Source organism: Pelomonas caseinilytica (genome assembly GCF_021353235.1).
Lineage (GTDB): Bacteria > Pseudomonadota > Gammaproteobacteria > Burkholderiales > Burkholderiaceae_C > Pelomonas > Pelomonas caseinilytica.
Genome location: NZ_JAJTWT010000002.1, coordinates 761,404 through 777,511 on the forward strand (window position 1 = coordinate 761,404; position 16,108 = coordinate 777,511).

A 16,108-nucleotide genomic window follows, 5' to 3' on the forward strand; every position below is an offset into this window, starting at 1 on the left:
CCCGGTTTTGTCCCGGTTTTCCCCCATGAAATTCCAAGGTTCCGACCAGTACGTCGCCACCGCCGACCTGATGCTCGCGGTCAATGCCGCGGCCACGCTGCAGCGCCCCCTGCTCATCAAGGGCGAGCCCGGCACCGGCAAGACCATGCTGGCCGAGGAGGTCGCCCGGGCGCTGGACATGCCGCTGCTGCAGTGGCACATCAAGAGCACGACCAAGGCCCAGCAGGGCCTGTACGAGTACGACGCCGTCAGCCGGCTGCGCGACAGCCAGCTCGCCGGCATCGAGGGCAGCGACCGCGTCCGCCACGTCGAGAACTACATCGTCAAGGGCGTGCTCTGGCAGGCCTTCGAGGCCGACCGGCCGGTGGTGCTGCTCATCGACGAGATCGACAAGGCCGACATCGAGTTCCCGAACGACCTGCTGCGCGAGATCGACCGCATGGAGTTCTACGTCTACGAGACGCGCCAGCTCGTCAAGGCGCGGCACCGGCCGCTGGTCTTCATCACGTCCAACAACGAGAAGGAGCTGCCCGACGCCTTCCTGCGCCGCTGCTTCTTCCACTACATCAAGTTCCCCGACGCCGAGACCATGGGCCGGATCGTCGACGTGCACTTCCCGACGCTCAAGAAGGACCTGCTCGCCGCCGCGCTCAAGAACTTCTACGACGTGCGCAACCTCCCCGGCCTCAAGAAGAAGCCCAGCACCTCGGAGCTGATCGACTGGCTCAAGCTGCTGGTGGCCGAGGACGTGCCGGTGGAAGCCCTGCAGGCCAAGGACGAAAAGGTCGGCATCCCGCCGCTGGTGGGCGCCCTGCTGAAGAACGAGCAGGACCTGACCCTGTTCGAGAAGCTGGTGTTCATGCAGCGGACCAACCGCTGATGGCCCAGGACCTGAACCGCGCCCTGCGCGAGGGCCTGGCCGACGCCATCGGCTTCGTCGGCGGCGCCCTGGCGGGCTGGTGGCTGGGCCGCCAGTTCGGCATCGACTTCATCGCCAGCGCCGAGTGGAACGCCGCCCAGTTGCTCGGCCTGCTGCTCATCGTCGCAGGCAGCGGCGCCGGCCGCTGGCTGGCGCGGCGCCTCATCCTGAAAGACCGCCAGCCATGAGTGCAGCGCTGCGCCGCCCCGTCGAACCGGTGACCCTGGCCGCCGGCCCCATCCGCCTCGTCCCGCTGACGCTGGACCACGTGCCCGGCCTGCAGGCCGCCGCGGCCGACGGCGAGCTGTGGCAGCTGCGCTTCACCAGCGTGCCCGAGCCCGCCCAGACGCGCGCCTACGTCGAGGCCGCGCTGGCCGGCCAGGCCGCGGGCCACCGCCTGCCCTTCGCCGTGCTGGACGCCGCCACCGGCGAGGTGCTGGGCTCCACCAGCTACCACGACATCGTGCCGGCCATCGCCCGCCTGGAGATCGGCTACACCTGGTACGCCGCCCGCGTGCAGCGCACCGCCGTCAACACGACGGCCAAGCTGCTGCTGCTGACCCACGCCTTCGAGACCCTGGGCGCCGCCCTCGTCGGCTGGCGCACCGACAACTTCAACCACGCCTCGCAGCGCGCCATCGAGCGCCTGGGCGCCAAGCGCGACGGCGTGCTGCGCCACCACGCCCTGCGCCGCGACGGCACGGTGCGCGACACCGTGATGTACAGCCTCACCGCCGGCGAATGGCCCGAGGTGAAGGCCCACCTGAACTGGCAACTGACCCGACAGCGACCATGAAGCAAAGAGCCAAGGCCTCCGCCGAACCGACCTTCACCGTCGATGCGCTCTGGGCCTTGGACCGGATCGGCGAGGCCAGCCTCGGCCCCGACGGCGCCCAGGCCGTGGCCGGCGTGACCCGCTACTCCATGGAGACCAACAAGGCGCAGAGCAGCCTGTGGCTGTTCTCCACTCTGGGCGGCGAGCCGCGCCGCCTGACCGAGGCGGGCGAGAAGGACGGCAACCCGCAGTGGAGCCCGCGCGGCGACCTGATCGCCTTCGTCGCCAAGCGCGAGCAGGCCGGCGTCAAGGACGAGGAGGCCCAGCTCTACGTCATCCCGCCCGACGGCGGCGAGGCGCGGCGCGTGGGCCAGGTGCCTGGCGGCGTCGAGGCCTTCAAGTGGTTCCCGGACGGCCGCCGCATCGCCTTCGTCGCATGGGTCTGGCCCGACCGCAAGGCCGCCGAACAGGCCGAGGCCCTGCGCGAGTTCAAGGCCCGCAAGGAGACGGCCTACGTCACCGACGAGGCCCTCTACCGCTTCTGGGACCACCACATCCCCATGGGCCGCGTGCCCCACCTGCACGTGATGGACGTGGCCACCGGCAAGGCGCGCGACCTGTTCGAGGGAACGCCCTTCGAGCTGGGCCGCGCCGAGCCCGACGCCAACGCCTTCGACATCTCGCCCGACGGCCGCCGCATCGTCTTCGCCTTCGACCCCGCCGCCGAGAAGCAGCTCGACAACCGCTTCGCCCTGGCCGAGATCGACGTCCGCACGCGCCAGGTGCAGACCCTGCTGCGCGACGGCGACTGGGACTTCAGCGCGCCACGCTACAGCCATGGCGGCGCCCACCTCGCCTTCCTCGCCAGCCACCAGGCCCGTGGCCACAACCGCCCGACGCAGCTCGCGGTGCTCGACCAGCACGGCCGCTGGGCCGTCTTCAGCGAGGGCTGGGACCACGAGGTCAGCGCACCGCTGCGCTGGGCCGAGGACGACCAGGCCGTGCTCTTCACCGCCGAGGACCGCGGCCGCCGCCATCTGTGGCAGTTCGCCCTGGGCGACCGGCGCGCCGACATCGTCTTCGAGGGCGGCCACGTCGGCAGCTTCGACGCCCGCGGCGGCTTCATCGCCGTCAACCACGACAGCGTGCAGTTCCCGCCGCGGCTGTCGGTGCTCGACGGCGACGGCGCCGTCCGCCGCATGGAGGCCCTCAACGACGAGCGCCTGGCGGCCCACCGCTTCGGCCGCCACGAGGAGGTCAGCTTCACCGGCGCCCGCGGCGACGATGTGCAGATGTGGCTCATCCACCCGCCGGGCTTCAGCGCCCGGCGCAAGTGGCCGGTCATGCACGTCATCCACGGCGGCCCGCACACGGCCTTCGGCGACAGCTGGCACTGGCGCTGGAACCACCAGGTCTTCGCCGCCCAGGGCTACGTCGTCGCCTGCGTCAACTACCACGGCTCCTCCAGCTTCGGCTTCGAGTTCCTGGACAGCATCACCGGCCACTGGGGCGAGTACGAACTGCAGGACATCGAGGCCGCGACCGACTGGCTGCTGGCCAGGCCGTGGGTGGACAGCCGCCGCATCGTCGCCACCGGCGGCAGCTACGGCGGCTACATGGTGGCGTGGATGAACGGCCACGTGCCGGCCGGCCGCTACCAGGCCTACGTCTGCCACGCCGGCTGCTTCGACTGGCAGGCCATGTATGCCGACGACGCCTGCAGCTGGCACCGCAAGGAGCTCGGCGCCGCCTACTGGGACGACCCCGCCAAGGTGGCCGCGCAAAGCCCGGTCAGCTTCGCCAGGCAGTTCGCGACGCCCACCCTCGTCATCCACGGCCAGCTCGACTACCGCGTGCCCGACGCCCAGGGCCTGGCCTACTACAACACGCTCAAGAGCCAGGGCGTGCCCGCGCGGCTGGTGTGGTTCCCCGACGAGAACCACTGGGTGCTCAAGCCCCGCAACAGCCGGCTCTGGTACGGCGAGTTCTTCGCCTGGCTGCAACGCCACCTGCCGCGCCGCTGATGCGCCGCCGCCATCTGCTCGACGCCCTGGCCGCGGCGGCGGCCGGCACGGTCCTGCCCGGTGCCGCCTGGGCGCGCAAACCGCAGCCTGCGCAGGCCGAGGTCCGCCGCCTGCAAGCCCACCTGCGCTTTCTGGCCGACCCGCTGCTGCAGGGCCGCGAGGCCGGCACCCGCGGCTTCGAGCTGGCCGCCCGCTACGTGGCCAGCCAGTTCGCCCAGATGGGCCTGAAGCCCCTGGGTGAGGCCGGCGGCTACGCCCTGCCCGTGGCGTTGAAGACGGCGCGGCTCGCGGCCACGACGCCGGTACTGGAACTCTGCCGCGGCGACGCCTGCGAACGCCTGGCCTACCTCGACGAGTTCGCCACCCGGCCCGACCTGTCCACGCCCCGCAGCGAGGTGCAGGCGCCACTCGCCTTCGTCGGCTATGGCATCGAGGCGCCGCGCTTCGGCCTGGACGACTACGCCGGCCTGGACGTGGCCGGCCGCATCGTCGTCGTGCTCTCCGGCCGCCCGCCGCAGCTGCCGACCGAGGAAGGCGCCCACTTCGGCAACGGCCGCACCAAGGCCGAGCTGGCCGTCAGCCGCGGCGCCGTGGGTCTCATTTCGCTGGCGACGCCGCGCAGCGAGATCGCCGCCCCCTTCCATGCCTCGCGCCAGTACGCCGACAGCCTCTCGATGGACTGGCGCCGGCCCGACGGCCGCGGTGGCAGCGAGATCGCCGGCCTGCAGGCCTTCGCCACGGTCAGCCTGCAGGCGGCGCCGCGGCTGATGGCGGCGCTGGCGCCGGACTTCACCGCCCTGGTCGCCGACGCCGAGGCCGGCCGGCCCCTGCCGCGCGGGGCGCTGGGCCTGTCGGCGCGCCTGGTGCGCGATAGCGTGCTCAGCGAGGCGCTCAGCCACAACGTCGTCGCCCTCATCGAGGGCCGGCACCCGCGGCTCAGGCACGAGGTGCTGCTGCTCACCGCCCACCTCGACCACCTCGGCCACAAGACCGGCCCGCAGGGCGAGATCGTCTACCCCGGCGCGATGGACAACGCCATCGGCATGGCCACGCTGCTGGAGGCCACCCGCGTGCTGGCCGCCGGCCCGGCGCCCGAACGCTCCATCCTCGTCGCCGCGCTGACCGCCGAGGAGAAAGGCAGCCTGGGCTCGGCCTGCCTGGCGGCGCACCCGCCGCTGCCGGCCGAGACCCTGGTGGCCGACGTCAACATCGACATGCCCATCCTGCTGCACGACTTCCGCGAGGTCGTCGCCCTCGGCGCCGAGCATTCGTCGCTCGGCCAGGCCGTCGCGGTAGCGGCCCGGCGCCTCGGCCTGGCCGTGGTGGACGACCCCATGCCCGAGCAGAGCCGCTTCACGCGCTCCGACCAGTACAGCTTCGTGCGCCGCGGCATCCCCGCCCTCATCCTCGGCCCGGGCGGCGCCTCCTTCGACCCGCGCGAGGACGGCAACGCCCTGATGCGCGACTTCCGCCGCCAGCGCTACCACCAGCCCGGCGACGACCTCGCGCAACCCTTCCACTGGCGGGCCGCCCAGCGCTTCGCCCAGCTGCACGTGGAGCTGCTGCGCCAGCTGTCGCACGAGCCGCATCGTCCCCGCTGGAACCCCGGCGACTTCTTCGGCGAGCTCTACGCCGCCAGGCGCTGAGGCGGCCTGTGCGCCTACGCGACGGCGCCGGCCCTCACTGCATAATCGTTTTCAACCCGCCGCCCCTGCCCGCGCCGTCATGCTGATCCAGTTCTTCTACACGCTGCGAGCCGCCAAGCTCAAGGTGACGGTGCCCGAGTACCTGACCCTGCTGGAGGCCTTGAAGGCCGGCGTCATCGCCTCGCCCGAAGACGGCGGCGTGGCCTCCATCGACGACTTCTACTTCCTCGCCCGCGCCAGCCTCGTCAAGGACGAGACCCAGTACGATAAGTTCGACCGCGCCTTCGCCGCCTACTTCAAGGGCGTGGAGATGCTGACCGACTTCACCGCCGACGTGCCGCTGGAGTGGCTGCGCAAGAACCTCGAGATCGAGCTGACCCCGGAGCAGAAGGCCGCCATCGAGAAGATGGGCTGGGACGAGCTGATGCAGACGCTGAAGAAGCGCTTCGAGGAGCAGAAGGAGCGCCACGAAGGCGGCAACCGCTGGATCGGCACCGGCGGCACCAGCCCCTTCGGCAACTCGGGCTACAACCCCCAGGGCATCCGCATCGGCGCCAAGGGCGGCGGCGGCAACAAGAGCGCCGTCAAGGTCTGGGAGCAGCGCGCCTACCGCGACTACGACGACACGCTGGAGCTCGGCACCCGCAACATCAAGGTCGCGCTGCGCCGGCTGCGCCGCTTCGCCCGCGAGGGCTCGGAGCTGGAGCTCGACCTCGACGGCACCATCCACGGCACCGCCGCCAACGCCGGCCTGCTGGACATCCGCATGCAGCCCGAGCGCCACAACAAGGTCAAGGTGCTGCTGCTGATGGACGTGGGCGGCACCATGGACGAACACATCCATCGCGTGGAGGAGCTGTTCTCGGCCTGCAAGAGCGAGTTCAAGCACCTCGAGTTCTACTACTTCCACAACTGCGTCTACGACTTCGTCTGGAAGAACAACCGCCGCCGCTTCGCCGAGAAGCTGCCCACCTTCGATCTCATCCGCAAGTACAACAAGGACTACAAGCTCATCTTCGTCGGCGACGCGACCATGAGCCCCTACGAGATCCTGCAGGCCGGCGGCAGCGTCGAATACAACAACGACGAGGCCGGCGCCGAATGGCTGCAGCGCCTCACCCACGCCTTCCCGCACTACGCGTGGATCAACCCCGAGCCGCAAGGCGTCTGGCAGTACCGGCAGAGCATCGCGCTGATCCAGCAACTGATGCAGCAGCGCATGTTCCCGCTGACCCTCTCCGGCCTCGAAGGCGCGATGCGACTCCTCAGCAAATGATGCGTCTTGCCGGCGCGCTGCTGCTCGCGGCCTGGCTGAGCGGCTGCGCCACCCGCCCCCCGCCCCAGCCGCCCGCCCCGCCGGCGCCCGACGTGCCGGCCGACGCCCCGGCCGTCTACAGCCTCGACATCCGCGTCGAGGGCGATGGCGGCAACCGCCTGCGCGACCTGCTGCAGCAGAACCTCGACCTCGCCCGCTACCGCGCCAGCCAGGCGGCATTGAGCCGCGTGGAGCTCGCCCGCCTGGCCAGCGCCGCACCCGCCCAGGCCGAGGCCCTGCTGGAGACGGAAGGCTATTTCAACGCCAAGGCCGACGTCGATCACGACACCGAGGACGAGACCCGGCTGCGCCTGTCCGTCACGCCCGGGCCGCTGACGCGGGTGGGCAAGGTCGAGATCGAATTCACCGAGGGCCTGGCCGACGACGCGGCGCAATCCCTGCGCGACACACTGCGCCGCGCCTGGCCGTTGAAGGAAGGCACGCCGTTCACGCAGTCGCAATGGGCCTCGGCCAAGAGCGACCTGCTGCTGCAGGCCCGCTCGGGCGGCTTTCCGCTGGCCCGCTGGGCCGAGACGGCCGCACGCGTCGACCCCGACACCCAGACCGCCGAACTGCGTGTGGTGCTGGCCAGCGGCAACCGCGCCCGCCTCGGCGCCCTTCGCATCGAAGGCCTGAAGCGGCAGGACCGCGAGACCATCGAGCGCCTGGCCGGCTTCGCCCACGGCGACGGCTACACCGAGCAGAAGCTCGCCGAGTTCCAGGAGCGCCTGGCCAAGACCCAGCTCTTCGACGCCGTGCGCGTGCAGCTGCAGCCCGAGACCCTGGACGCCGACGGCACCAACCCCGTGCTGGTCAGCGTGACCGAGTCGTCATTGCAGCAGGCCACGGTGGCCGTCGGCTACCACAGCAACACCGGCCAGAGCATCAGCGTCGAGCACCTGCACCGCCGGCCCTTCGACCTGCCGATGCGGGCGCGCACCAAGCTCCAGCTCAGCCGCGACCTGCGCGGCGCCGAGGTCGAGCTCAGCTCGCATCCGCAGCCCGACCTGCACCGCAACCTCGCCTCGCTGCAGTTCGAGCAGGACCGCACCGGCGACACCATCGCCACCAACCTCGGCGTGCGGCTGGGCCGGCTCTACGAATCCACGCGCGACGAAAGGCTGACCTACCTCGAGCTGCTGCGCGCCCGCGAGACGGCCGGCGACGAGATCAACACCAACCTGGCGATCTCCATCAACCAGCAGTGGATACGCCGCCGCCTGGACAGCACCCTGCTGCCCACCGACGGCCACCAGGCCCTGGCCCTGGTCGGCCTCGGACAGGTGCGCGGCGGCGGCACCGACGACAGCGGCCCCTTCGGCCGCATGCAGTTCAAGCTCGGCGTCTACAAGCCTCTGGGTTCGCACTGGTACGGCTCGGCTCGCGCCGAGGTGGCCCAGGTGGTGGCCCATGAGCGCGTGGGCGTGCCGGAGAAACTGCTCTTCCTGGCCGGCGGCGACGAGTCCGTGCGTGGCTATGCCTACCGCAGCCTGGGTCCCAAGCGCGACGGCCTGACCGTCGGTGGCCGCGTGCTCGCCACCGGCAGCCTGGAGGTGGCCCACCCGTTCACGATGAGCCTGCCCAGCCTGTGGGGCGCCGTCTTCGTCGACGCCGGCAACGCCGCCTCGCGCTGGACCGACTACCGCGCCGTCGTCGGCTATGGCGCCGGCGTGCGCTGGCGCAGCCCCGTCGGCCCGCTGCGCGTGGACCTCGCGCGGGCGCAGGAGACGGGCAAGTGGCGGCTTCACTTCAGCGTGGGGATCACCTTGTGAGGCGCTCCCTTCGCATCCTTCGCGCCTTCGCGATCACGTTGGCATTGCTGATCGCGCTGGCCACGGCCTTCATCGCCTGGCTGCTGCACCGGCCATCTGGCGGCGCCTGGCTGATGCAGCACCTGCCCGGCGTGCAGATCGAGGCGCCCGAGGGCTCGCTGATGGGCGAGTTCCGCGCCCGCCGCCTCGTGCTGACCTGGGCCGGCGGCACGGCCGAGCTGCGCGGGTTGCGCTGGTCGGGCCTCGGCGTGAGCCCCAGCGAGCGCCTGCTGCTGGCGCGCGAGCTGTCGGTGGACGACATCGCCATCCGCACCCGGCCCAGCACCGAGCCCACGACGCCGCCGGCCGACCTCACCCTGCCCCTGGGCGTGCACGTCTCCAGCCTGCGCGTCGCGCGCCTGAGCTGGGCGGCCGACCAGCCGCCACTGCTCGGCCTCGACGCCCAGCTCGACCTGCCCCGCCGCGGCACCCATCACGTCCTGCTCAAGGCGGCGCGCTGGCAACACCTGGCCTTGGCCGGCGAGGCCCGCATCGCCGCCGCCGCGCCCATGCAGACCGACGCCACGCTGCGCGTGCAGCAGAGCGAAGCCACCGAGCTGCCTTGGCTGGCCGTCGCCGCCGCCACCGGCCCGCTGGCCCGGCTCAAGGCCAAGGCCGAGCTCGAGGCCGCCCGCCAGACCCTCAAGGCCGAGGCCGAGGTGCAGCCCTTCGCACCCTGGCCGGTCAGCGCCCTGGCCCTGAAGGCCGAGGGCGTGGACCTCGCGGCACTGATGCCCGGCCTGCCCCGCACCGCGCTGACCGGCTCGGCCAAGCTGAAGGCGCCCGCTCGCGACGCCGAGGCCACCCTCCAGGCCGACCTGCGCAACACCGCCGCCGGCCGCTGGGACCAGGGCGCCCTGCCCGTCCAACACATCGCCATCGCCCTCGCCGCCCGCCCCGACCAGCCCACGGCCCTGCGCCTCACCACCCTGGACGCCGAGCTGCCCGGCGGCGCCCGCGTCAAGGGCCAGGGCCGGCACGAGGCGGACGGCAGCTGGCGCCTCGAAGCGCGCGTGCAGGGCCTGCGTCCCGAAGCCCTGGACGCCCGCGCGACGCCCGCCCGCCTCGACGGCCCGCTCACACTCACCGGCAGCAAGGCCGGCCCGCTGGGCGTCACCCTCGACCTCGCCGGCAGCCTCGAAGGCCGCCCGCTGCGCCTGCAGGCCCGCGCCCAGGGCCAGGGCAGCCGCTGGCGCATCGAGCAGGCGCGCCTGGCCAGCGGCGAGGCCACGCTGGAAGCCAGCGGCGAGGTCGACACCGCCGGGGCCGCGCAGCTCAAGGCGCGGTTGCGCCAGTTCGACCCTCACCTGCTCTGGCGCGGCGCGCCGGGCTCGGCCTGGGCCCGCCTGCCGGGGCCCACGCGCCTGAACGCCGACGCCGACCTCGACCTGCGCGGCACCGGCCTGGCCACGCTGGCCGGCCGCGTCGACGCCCGCCTGCTGCCCGGCCAGTTCGCCGGGCTGGCCCTGGAAGGCCACGCCGGCGCCCAGCGCGAACGGCCGGCCGACGCCGCCACCTTCGACATCGACGCCCGCCTGGGCAGCCAGCGCCTGCAGACACGCGGTCAGGCGCGGCCTGATGCCGTCTCCGGCACGGCGACGCTCAAGGCCGGCGTCCTGGCCGAACTGAATCCCGTGCTGGCGCTGTTCTCGCAGCGCCCCATCGCCGGCCAGGGCGAGGGCGACGGCAGCTACCAGCTCGTCCGCACGGACAAGGGCTGGCAGGCGGGCGGCAGCGGGCGGCTCGCCCTCGCGTCGGTCCGCGCCCTGGACACCCAGATCGCCAGCGCCAAGGCCCGCTGGGAGCTGCCCCTGCCCGGGGCCGACGGCGACGGGCCGGTGGCGCTCAATCTCGACGTCAGCCAGCTGCGCGACCCGCTGGCCCAGCTCGGCGGCTTCAAGCTCGACCTGCAGGGCCGGCGCAGCGCCCACGACATCAAGGCCCAGGTGACGGGCCGCATCCCGCGCGAGTCGCAGGACCTGGCCCTCGACGCCCAGGTCCAGGCCCGTGGCCGCTGGGACGGCCAGGCCTGGACCGGCCGCGTCGCCAGGCTCGCCATCGGCCCGCTGCGCCCCGGCACGCCGGCCCTGCTCACCGCCAGCGACATCGGCCTGCGCTGGCAGGCCGATGGCCCGCGGCTCGAGGCCGAGCCGGGCCGCGCCGAAGTCGGCGGGGCCTTCGTGCGCTGGCAGGCCCTGAGCTGGACGGGCGGCGAGCACCCCGAGGCGCGGGCCGAGCTGCAGCTCGAAGACCTCGCCGTCGCGCCGCTGATGGCGCGCTGGCAGCCCGACTTCGGCTGGGGCGGCGACCTGCGCATGGCCGGCCACGCCTCGCTGCTGTTCAAGGACAGGCTCACCGCCGAGCTGCTGCTCGAACGCCAGGGCGGCGACTTGCGCGTCACCGACGAGTTCGGCCAGCGCGCCCTCGGCCTGACCGACCTGCGCCTGGCCATCGACGTGCGCGACGGCGTCTGGCGTTTCGCGCAGGGCATCGCCGGCGCGGAGCTGGGCAGCTTCGGCGGCGCGCTGACCCTGCGCCCCGCGGGGCTCTGGCCCGACGCGCAGACGCCGCTCGAAGGCGTGCTGCAGGCCAACGTCGCCCACCTGGGCACCTGGGGCAGCTGGGTGCCGGCCGGGTGGCGCCTGGGCGGCCGGGCTTCGGCCACGGTGCAGCTCGGCGGCCGGCTCAACGCCCCGAGCCTGAACGGCCGCGCCGAGGGCGACGGCCTCTCGCTGCGCCACCTGCTCTACGGCGTGGACCTGACCGACGGCCGCTTCGTGCTGGACCTCAAGGGCCAGCACGCCGAGCTGACGACGCTGGAAGCCCGCGGCGGCGACGGCTGGGTGCGCGCCCGCGGCAAGGCCGAGCTGGGCGCCGAGCCGAACGCCCACGTCGAGCTGACCGCCGACCGCATGCGGCTGCTGTCGCGGGTGGACCGGCGGCTCGTCGCCAGCGGCGCCGCGACCCTCGACCTCGACGCCAAGGGCCTCAAACTGGAAGGCAAGCTGCGCGCCGACGAAGGCCTGTTCGACTTCAGCCGCGCCGACGTGCCGGCCCTCGCCGACGACGTGACGGTGCTGCGCGGCACCCGCGACGCCACGCCCGCGGCGCCGCCGGCCCCCAAGGCGGCGCGCAACACCCTCGTCAACCTGGCCTTCGATTTCGGCCGCGACTTCAAGGTGCGGGGCCGCGGCCTGTCGACCACGCTGCGCGGCCAGCTGCAGGTCACCCAGGGCGCCACCACCGCGCTGCGCGTGACCGGCCGCCTCGACGCCGACGGCGGCCAGTACGCCGCCTACGGCCAGAAGCTGGACATCGAGCGCGGCGCAATCAGCTTCACCGGCGCCTACGACAACCCCTCGCTGGACCTGCTGGCGGTGCGGCCCAACCTCGACATCCGCGTCGGCGTGCGCGTCGGCGGCACGGCGCTGGCGCCCCGCGTCAGCCTCTATTCCGAGCCCGAGATGGCCGACACCGACAAGCTGTCCTGGCTGCTGCTCGGCCGCGGCCCCGACGGCCTCGGCCGCACGGACACCGCCCTGCTGCAGCGCGCCGCCCTGGCCCTGCTCAGCGGCGAGGGCGAAGGCCCCACCGGCAAGGTGCTGCGCAACCTCGGCCTGGACGAGCTGTCGCTGTCGCAGAGCGACGACGACACCCGCTCCACCATCGTCCGCCTGGGCAAGCAGATCTCGCGGCGCTGGTACGTCGGCTACGAGCGCGGCCTCAACGCCACGACCGGCTCCTGGCAGCTCATCTACCGCATCGCCCAGCGCTTCACGCTGCGGGCCCAGGGCGGCGACGACAACGCCCTGGACCTGATCTGGCAGTGGAAATGGAACTGAATAACCCACCCCCGAGGCGCTGACGCGCCTCCCCCTCAAGGGGGCGCCGCCAGCGGCCCGGCAAAGCCGGTTCCGCGGCGGCCGCCCGAGGGAGCAGCCGGCCTCCGGCGGCTGCAGGACCCGTCGTCGGACCGCGCTGAGGGCGCTCGATCAGGCGTGCAGGTCGAAGCGGTCGGCCTCCATCACCTTGACCCAGGCGGCGACGAAGTCGCGCAGGAAGGCCGCCTGGGCGTCGCTGGCGGCCAAGGCCTCGGCGATGGCGCGCAGCTGCGAGTTGGAGCCGAAAACCAGGTCGACGACCGTGCCCGTCCACTTCAGCCCGCCGGTCTTGCGGTCCAGGCCTTCGAGGACGTGGGGCGAGGCCTCCGAGCGGCGCCACCGGGTGCGCATGTCCAGCAGGTTGACGAAGAAGTCCTGCGTCAGCACGCCCGGCCGGGTCGTGAAGACGCCGTGCGACGAACCGCCGACGTTGGCGCCCAGCACCCGCAGGCCGCCCACCAGGGCCGTCATCTCCGGTGCGCTCAGGCCGAGCAGGTGGGCCTTGTCGAGCAGCAGTTCGGCCGCGTGCGCCTCCAGGCCCGGGCGCACGTAGTTGCGAAAGCCGTCAGCCAGCGGCTCGAGTGGCGCGAAGGAGGCGGCGTCCGTCTGCGCCTGCGTGGCGTCGGTGCGGCCGGGCGTGAACGGCACCTCCAGCTCCGCGCCGGCCTGGCGGGCGGCAGCCTCGATGGCCGCGCCACCGGCCAGCACGATGAGGTCGGCCAGCGAAATGCGCTTGCCGCCCGTCTGCGCGGCGTTGAACTCCTCGCGGACGGCTTCGAGCCTGGCCAGCACCTCGGCCAGCTCTGCGGGCTGGTTGACGGCCCAGTCCTTCTGCGGCGCCAGGCGGATGCGCGCACCGTTGGCCCCGCCGCGCTTGTCGCTGCCGCGGAAGCTGGCCGCCGACGCCCACGCCGTGGACACGAGCTGGGCAATGCTCAGGCCCGAGGCCAGCACGCGGGCCTTGAGCGCCTGCACGTCGGCCGCGTCGACGAGGGGGTGGTCGACCGGCGGCACGCGATCCTGCCAGATCATCGCCTCGCGCGGCACGAGCGGCCCGAGGTAGCGGCTGACGGGGCCCATGTCGCGATGCGTCAGCTTGAACCAGGCGCGCGCGAAGGCGTCGGCGAACTGCGCCGGATCGTCGAGGAAGCGGCGCGAGATCTTCTCGTAGGCCGGGTCGACGCGCAGGGCCAGATCGGCGGTGGACATCATCGGCGCGTGGCGCCTGCCCGCGTCATGGGCGTCGACGACGGTGCCGGCCCCAGCGCCGTCCTTGGGCCGCCACTGGTGGGCGCCGGCGGGGCTGCGGGTCAGCTCCCATTCGTAGCCGAACAGAGTCTCGAAATAGCCGTTGTCCCAGGTCGTGGGGTTGGGCTTCCAGGCGCCCTCCAGGCCGCTGGTGATGGCATGACTCGCGACGCCCGTGCCCAGGCTGTTGGCCCAGCCCAGTCCCTGCTCGGTGATGTCCGCGCGCTCGGGCTCGGGGCCTACATGCTTGGGGTCGCCCGCGCCGTGCGCCTTGCCGAAGGTGTGGCCACCGGCGATCAGGGCCACCGTCTCCTCGTCGTCCATGGCCATGCGAGCGAAGGTCTCGCGGATGTCGCGGGCCGACGCGAGCGGGTCGGGGTGGCCGTTGGGGCCCTCGGGGTTGACGTAGATGAGCCCCATCTGCACGGCCGCCAGCGGATGGGCCAGTTCGCGCTCGCCGCTGTAGCGCTCGTCGCCCAGCCAGGTGGTTTCAGGACCCCAGTCGATGTCGGTCTCGGGCTCCCAGATGTCGGCCCGCCCTCCGGCGAAGCCCAGGGTCTTGAAGCCCATCGATTCGAGGGCGACGTTGCCCGTCAGCACGATGAGGTCGGCCCAGGAGATCCTGCTGCCGTACTTTTGCTTGATGGGCCAGAGCAGCCGGCGCGCCTTGTCGAGGTTGCCGTTGTCGGGCCAGCTGTTCAGCGGCGCGAAGCGCTGGGCGCCCGTGCCCGCGCCGCCACGGCCGTCGGCCACGCGGTAGGTGCCGGCCGCATGCCAGGCCATGCGGATGAAGAAGGGACCGTAGTGGCCGTAGTCGGCCGGCCACCAGTCCTGCGAAGCGGTCATCAGCGCGTGCAGGTCGCGCACGACGGCGTCCAGGTCCAGGCCCGCGAAGGCCTGGCGGTAGTCGAAGCCCGCGCCCATCGGGTTGGCCCGGGGCGAGTGCTGGTGGAGGATGGCCAGGTTGAGCTGGTCGGGCCACCAGTCGCGGTTGCCCTTGGCGCCGGCCGAGGTGTGCTGGTGGTGGGGCTTGCCCGAGAAGGGGCATTGCGCTTGGCTGGTCATGCAGGCTCCGGAAGTGGGTGTCGATGCGAGCCAGTCTAGGAACGAGCCCCCGCGGCCGGCAATGCAATCCGCCCAATCACGGTGATAGCGAGAAATGCGAGCGCCCTCGGCCCACGAGGGCCGCGCCGCCCTCATGCGAGAATGCGCGCCGCCCGCGAGCCACCCCGGCCGCGGGGCGGTGCCTGGCCATAGTTCAATGGATAGAACGGACCCCTCCTAAGGGTCAGATGTAGGTTCGATTCCTACTGGCCGGACCATCGATCGGCCCGCGGCCTCTGCTGCCGCCGGCCCCGCCCCCCAGATCGCGCCCGCAACGGGCCGCCTCCGCCCCGCCTCCCACCTCGGCCGCAGCGCTTCGCGGCTGCCCGGCGCCGTCCGTTTGATCGTGAACAAACGATGAACGCGCCGTTCAGCCTGCGTTCCGGTGGCGGGTTCCAGAATGGCTTTCAACACGAGGCATGCGGAGCCGGCCTTCGACTCGCCGGTCATCGAGTCGACCCGTTTCAAAGGAGTCCTCCCATGAAGTACCCCCATTCCCTGGGCCATGGCGTGCTGGCCCTGTCGCTCGGCATGGCCGCCCTGCCCGGCTGGGCTGGCGACGACTGCGACGCCCCCGTGGGCCGCTGGCAGTCACGCGACGCCGTGCGGCAGATGGCAGCGGCCAAGGGCTGGCAGATCCAGTGGCTGAAGATCGACGATGGCTGCTACGAGATTCGCGCCACGGACGCCCAAGGACGCCCCTTCAAGGCCAAGCTCGACCCCGAGACCTTGAAGGTGCTGAAGATGAGGCGAGGCGGCCCCGAGCGTGAGCGCACGCGGGAACGCGATCACGACGAGGCGGCCCGGCCCGACCGACCGCCACCGGGCGGTGCCTCTGCACCGACACCCCCGCCAACGTCCCACCGCTCGACCGACTGACCCGGACTTCCCAAGGAACACCCCATGTCCAAACCCCTCCTGACCGCCCTGGCCGCCGCATGTGCGCTGGCCCTGCCCGCACTGGCGCACGGCCGAACCCTCGCGCTGACCGCTCAACTGAAGAACTACGGCGGTGACGGCGCCTACCTGGCCGTCTACCTGACCGATGCCAAGGGCGCCTACGTCCGCACGCTCTGGGTGGCCGGCGGCAAGGCCAAGTACTACAAGCACCTGTCCGACTGGAGTCGCCTCTCGGCCGGCGACGCCAGGCGCCTGAACGGCGTCACCGGTGCCAGCGTCGGCGCGGGGCGCACGCTCAAGGTCACGGCCGACCTCGCGGATGCCTTGATCGACGCGGGCTACGAGATCCGCATCGACGCCGCCGCGGAAGACATGCGCGACAGCCCGTCCGAGGTGCGCATGCCGCTGTCGACCGCCAGCGTCGGCAAGCCCCAGCCCGGCCGGCAATACATCCAGTCCGTGACGGTCCAGCTCCAGTAATCGCG

Annotated in this window: 11 protein-coding genes and 1 tRNA gene; 11 read left to right on the plus strand and 1 reads right to left on the minus strand. The window is 72.5% G+C overall.

What is annotated here, in order from left to right; genetic code table 11:
• Positions 1-25 precede the first annotated feature (25 nt).
• The 8 genes from LXT12_RS07220 (at position 26) to LXT12_RS27025 (ending at position 12,332) form a co-directional block, all read left to right on the plus strand.
• Entirely contained in the window at positions 26-880 is an 855-nt protein-coding gene (locus LXT12_RS07220) for an AAA family ATPase (protein WP_233390755.1), read from the plus strand.
• Positions 880-1,107 carry a hypothetical protein gene (locus LXT12_RS07225; RefSeq protein ID WP_233390757.1) on the plus strand — a complete coding sequence of 76 codons (228 nt, stop codon included), beginning with the start codon at positions 880-882 and terminating at the stop codon, positions 1,105-1,107. Before LXT12_RS07220 ends, LXT12_RS07225 begins: the two co-directional genes overlap by 1 nt.
• Positions 1,104-1,715 carry a GNAT family N-acetyltransferase gene (locus LXT12_RS07230; RefSeq protein ID WP_233390759.1) on the plus strand — a complete coding sequence of 204 codons (612 nt, stop codon included), beginning with the start codon at positions 1,104-1,106 and terminating at the stop codon, positions 1,713-1,715. The genes LXT12_RS07225 and LXT12_RS07230 overlap by 4 nt, the downstream gene beginning before the upstream one ends.
• Positions 1,712-3,718, plus strand: coding sequence for a S9 family peptidase (locus tag LXT12_RS07235; protein ID WP_233390761.1), 2,007 nt, complete (start codon positions 1,712-1,714; stop codon positions 3,716-3,718). Before LXT12_RS07230 ends, LXT12_RS07235 begins: the two co-directional genes overlap by 4 nt.
• A complete protein-coding gene (locus LXT12_RS07240; protein ID WP_233390762.1) occupies positions 3,718-5,364 on the plus strand; it encodes a M28 family metallopeptidase in 1,647 nt (548 codons plus the stop codon). The genes LXT12_RS07235 and LXT12_RS07240 overlap by 1 nt, the downstream gene beginning before the upstream one ends.
• A 79-nt stretch (positions 5,365-5,443) precedes the next feature.
• Positions 5,444-6,640, plus strand: coding sequence for a vWA domain-containing protein (locus LXT12_RS07245; RefSeq protein WP_233390763.1), 1,197 nt, complete (start codon positions 5,444-5,446; stop codon positions 6,638-6,640).
• Positions 6,637-8,451: an autotransporter assembly complex protein TamA gene (locus LXT12_RS07250; protein WP_233390764.1), complete on the plus strand. Its 1,815-nt coding sequence runs from the start codon at positions 6,637-6,639 to the stop codon at positions 8,449-8,451. Before LXT12_RS07245 ends, LXT12_RS07250 begins: the two co-directional genes overlap by 4 nt.
• Complete coding sequence (locus tag LXT12_RS27025) at positions 8,448-12,332, plus strand: translocation/assembly module TamB domain-containing protein (RefSeq protein ID WP_349255012.1); 3,885 nt, start codon at positions 8,448-8,450, stop codon at positions 12,330-12,332. Before LXT12_RS07250 ends, LXT12_RS27025 begins: the two co-directional genes overlap by 4 nt.
• 150 nt (positions 12,333-12,482) lie before the next feature.
• On the opposite strand, the gene katG is transcribed toward LXT12_RS27025, so the two are convergent.
• Positions 12,483-14,684: a catalase/peroxidase HPI gene (katG, locus tag LXT12_RS07270; RefSeq protein WP_233390766.1), complete on the minus strand. Its 2,202-nt coding sequence runs from the start codon at positions 14,682-14,684 to the stop codon at positions 12,483-12,485.
• A 182-nt stretch (positions 14,685-14,866) separates the two neighbouring features.
• Here katG and LXT12_RS07275 point away from each other — a divergent pair.
• From LXT12_RS07275 to LXT12_RS07285, 3 genes are all read left to right on the plus strand, one after another.
• Positions 14,867-14,941, plus strand: a tRNA-Arg gene (locus LXT12_RS07275).
• A gap of 262 nt (positions 14,942-15,203) precedes the next feature.
• On the plus strand, positions 15,204-15,602 hold the full coding sequence (locus tag LXT12_RS07280) for a PepSY domain-containing protein (protein ID WP_233390767.1): 399 nt from the start codon (positions 15,204-15,206) through the stop codon (positions 15,600-15,602).
• 24 nt (positions 15,603-15,626) lie between these two features.
• Positions 15,627-16,103: a DUF2271 domain-containing protein gene (locus LXT12_RS07285; protein WP_233390769.1), complete on the plus strand. Its 477-nt coding sequence runs from the start codon at positions 15,627-15,629 to the stop codon at positions 16,101-16,103.
• The last annotated feature ends 5 nt before the right edge of the window (positions 16,104-16,108 follow it).

Excerpts from the sequence above, each read along its gene's own strand:
- LXT12_RS07225 (WP_233390757.1), top strand. The coding sequence starts at position 880 with ATGGCCCAGGACCTGAACCGCGCCCTGCGCGAGGGCCTGGCCGACGCC.
- LXT12_RS07285 (WP_233390769.1), top strand. The coding sequence starts at position 15,627 with ATGTCCAAACCCCTCCTGACCGCCCTGGCCGCCGCATGTGCGCTGGCC.
- LXT12_RS07235 (WP_233390761.1), top strand. The coding sequence starts at position 1,712 with ATGAAGCAAAGAGCCAAGGCCTCCGCCGAACCGACCTTCACCGTCGAT.
- LXT12_RS07220 (WP_233390755.1), top strand. The coding sequence starts at position 26 with ATGAAATTCCAAGGTTCCGACCAGTACGTCGCCACCGCCGACCTGATG.
- LXT12_RS07245 (WP_233390763.1), top strand. The coding sequence starts at position 5,444 with ATGCTGATCCAGTTCTTCTACACGCTGCGAGCCGCCAAGCTCAAGGTG.
- LXT12_RS07280 (WP_233390767.1), top strand. The coding sequence starts at position 15,204 with ATGAAGTACCCCCATTCCCTGGGCCATGGCGTGCTGGCCCTGTCGCTC.
- katG (WP_233390766.1), bottom strand. The coding sequence starts at position 14,684 with ATGACCAGCCAAGCGCAATGCCCCTTCTCGGGCAAGCCCCACCACCAG.
- LXT12_RS07240 (WP_233390762.1), top strand. The coding sequence starts at position 3,718 with ATGCGCCGCCGCCATCTGCTCGACGCCCTGGCCGCGGCGGCGGCCGGC.
- LXT12_RS07250 (WP_233390764.1), top strand. The coding sequence starts at position 6,637 with ATGATGCGTCTTGCCGGCGCGCTGCTGCTCGCGGCCTGGCTGAGCGGC.
- LXT12_RS07230 (WP_233390759.1), top strand. The coding sequence starts at position 1,104 with ATGAGTGCAGCGCTGCGCCGCCCCGTCGAACCGGTGACCCTGGCCGCC.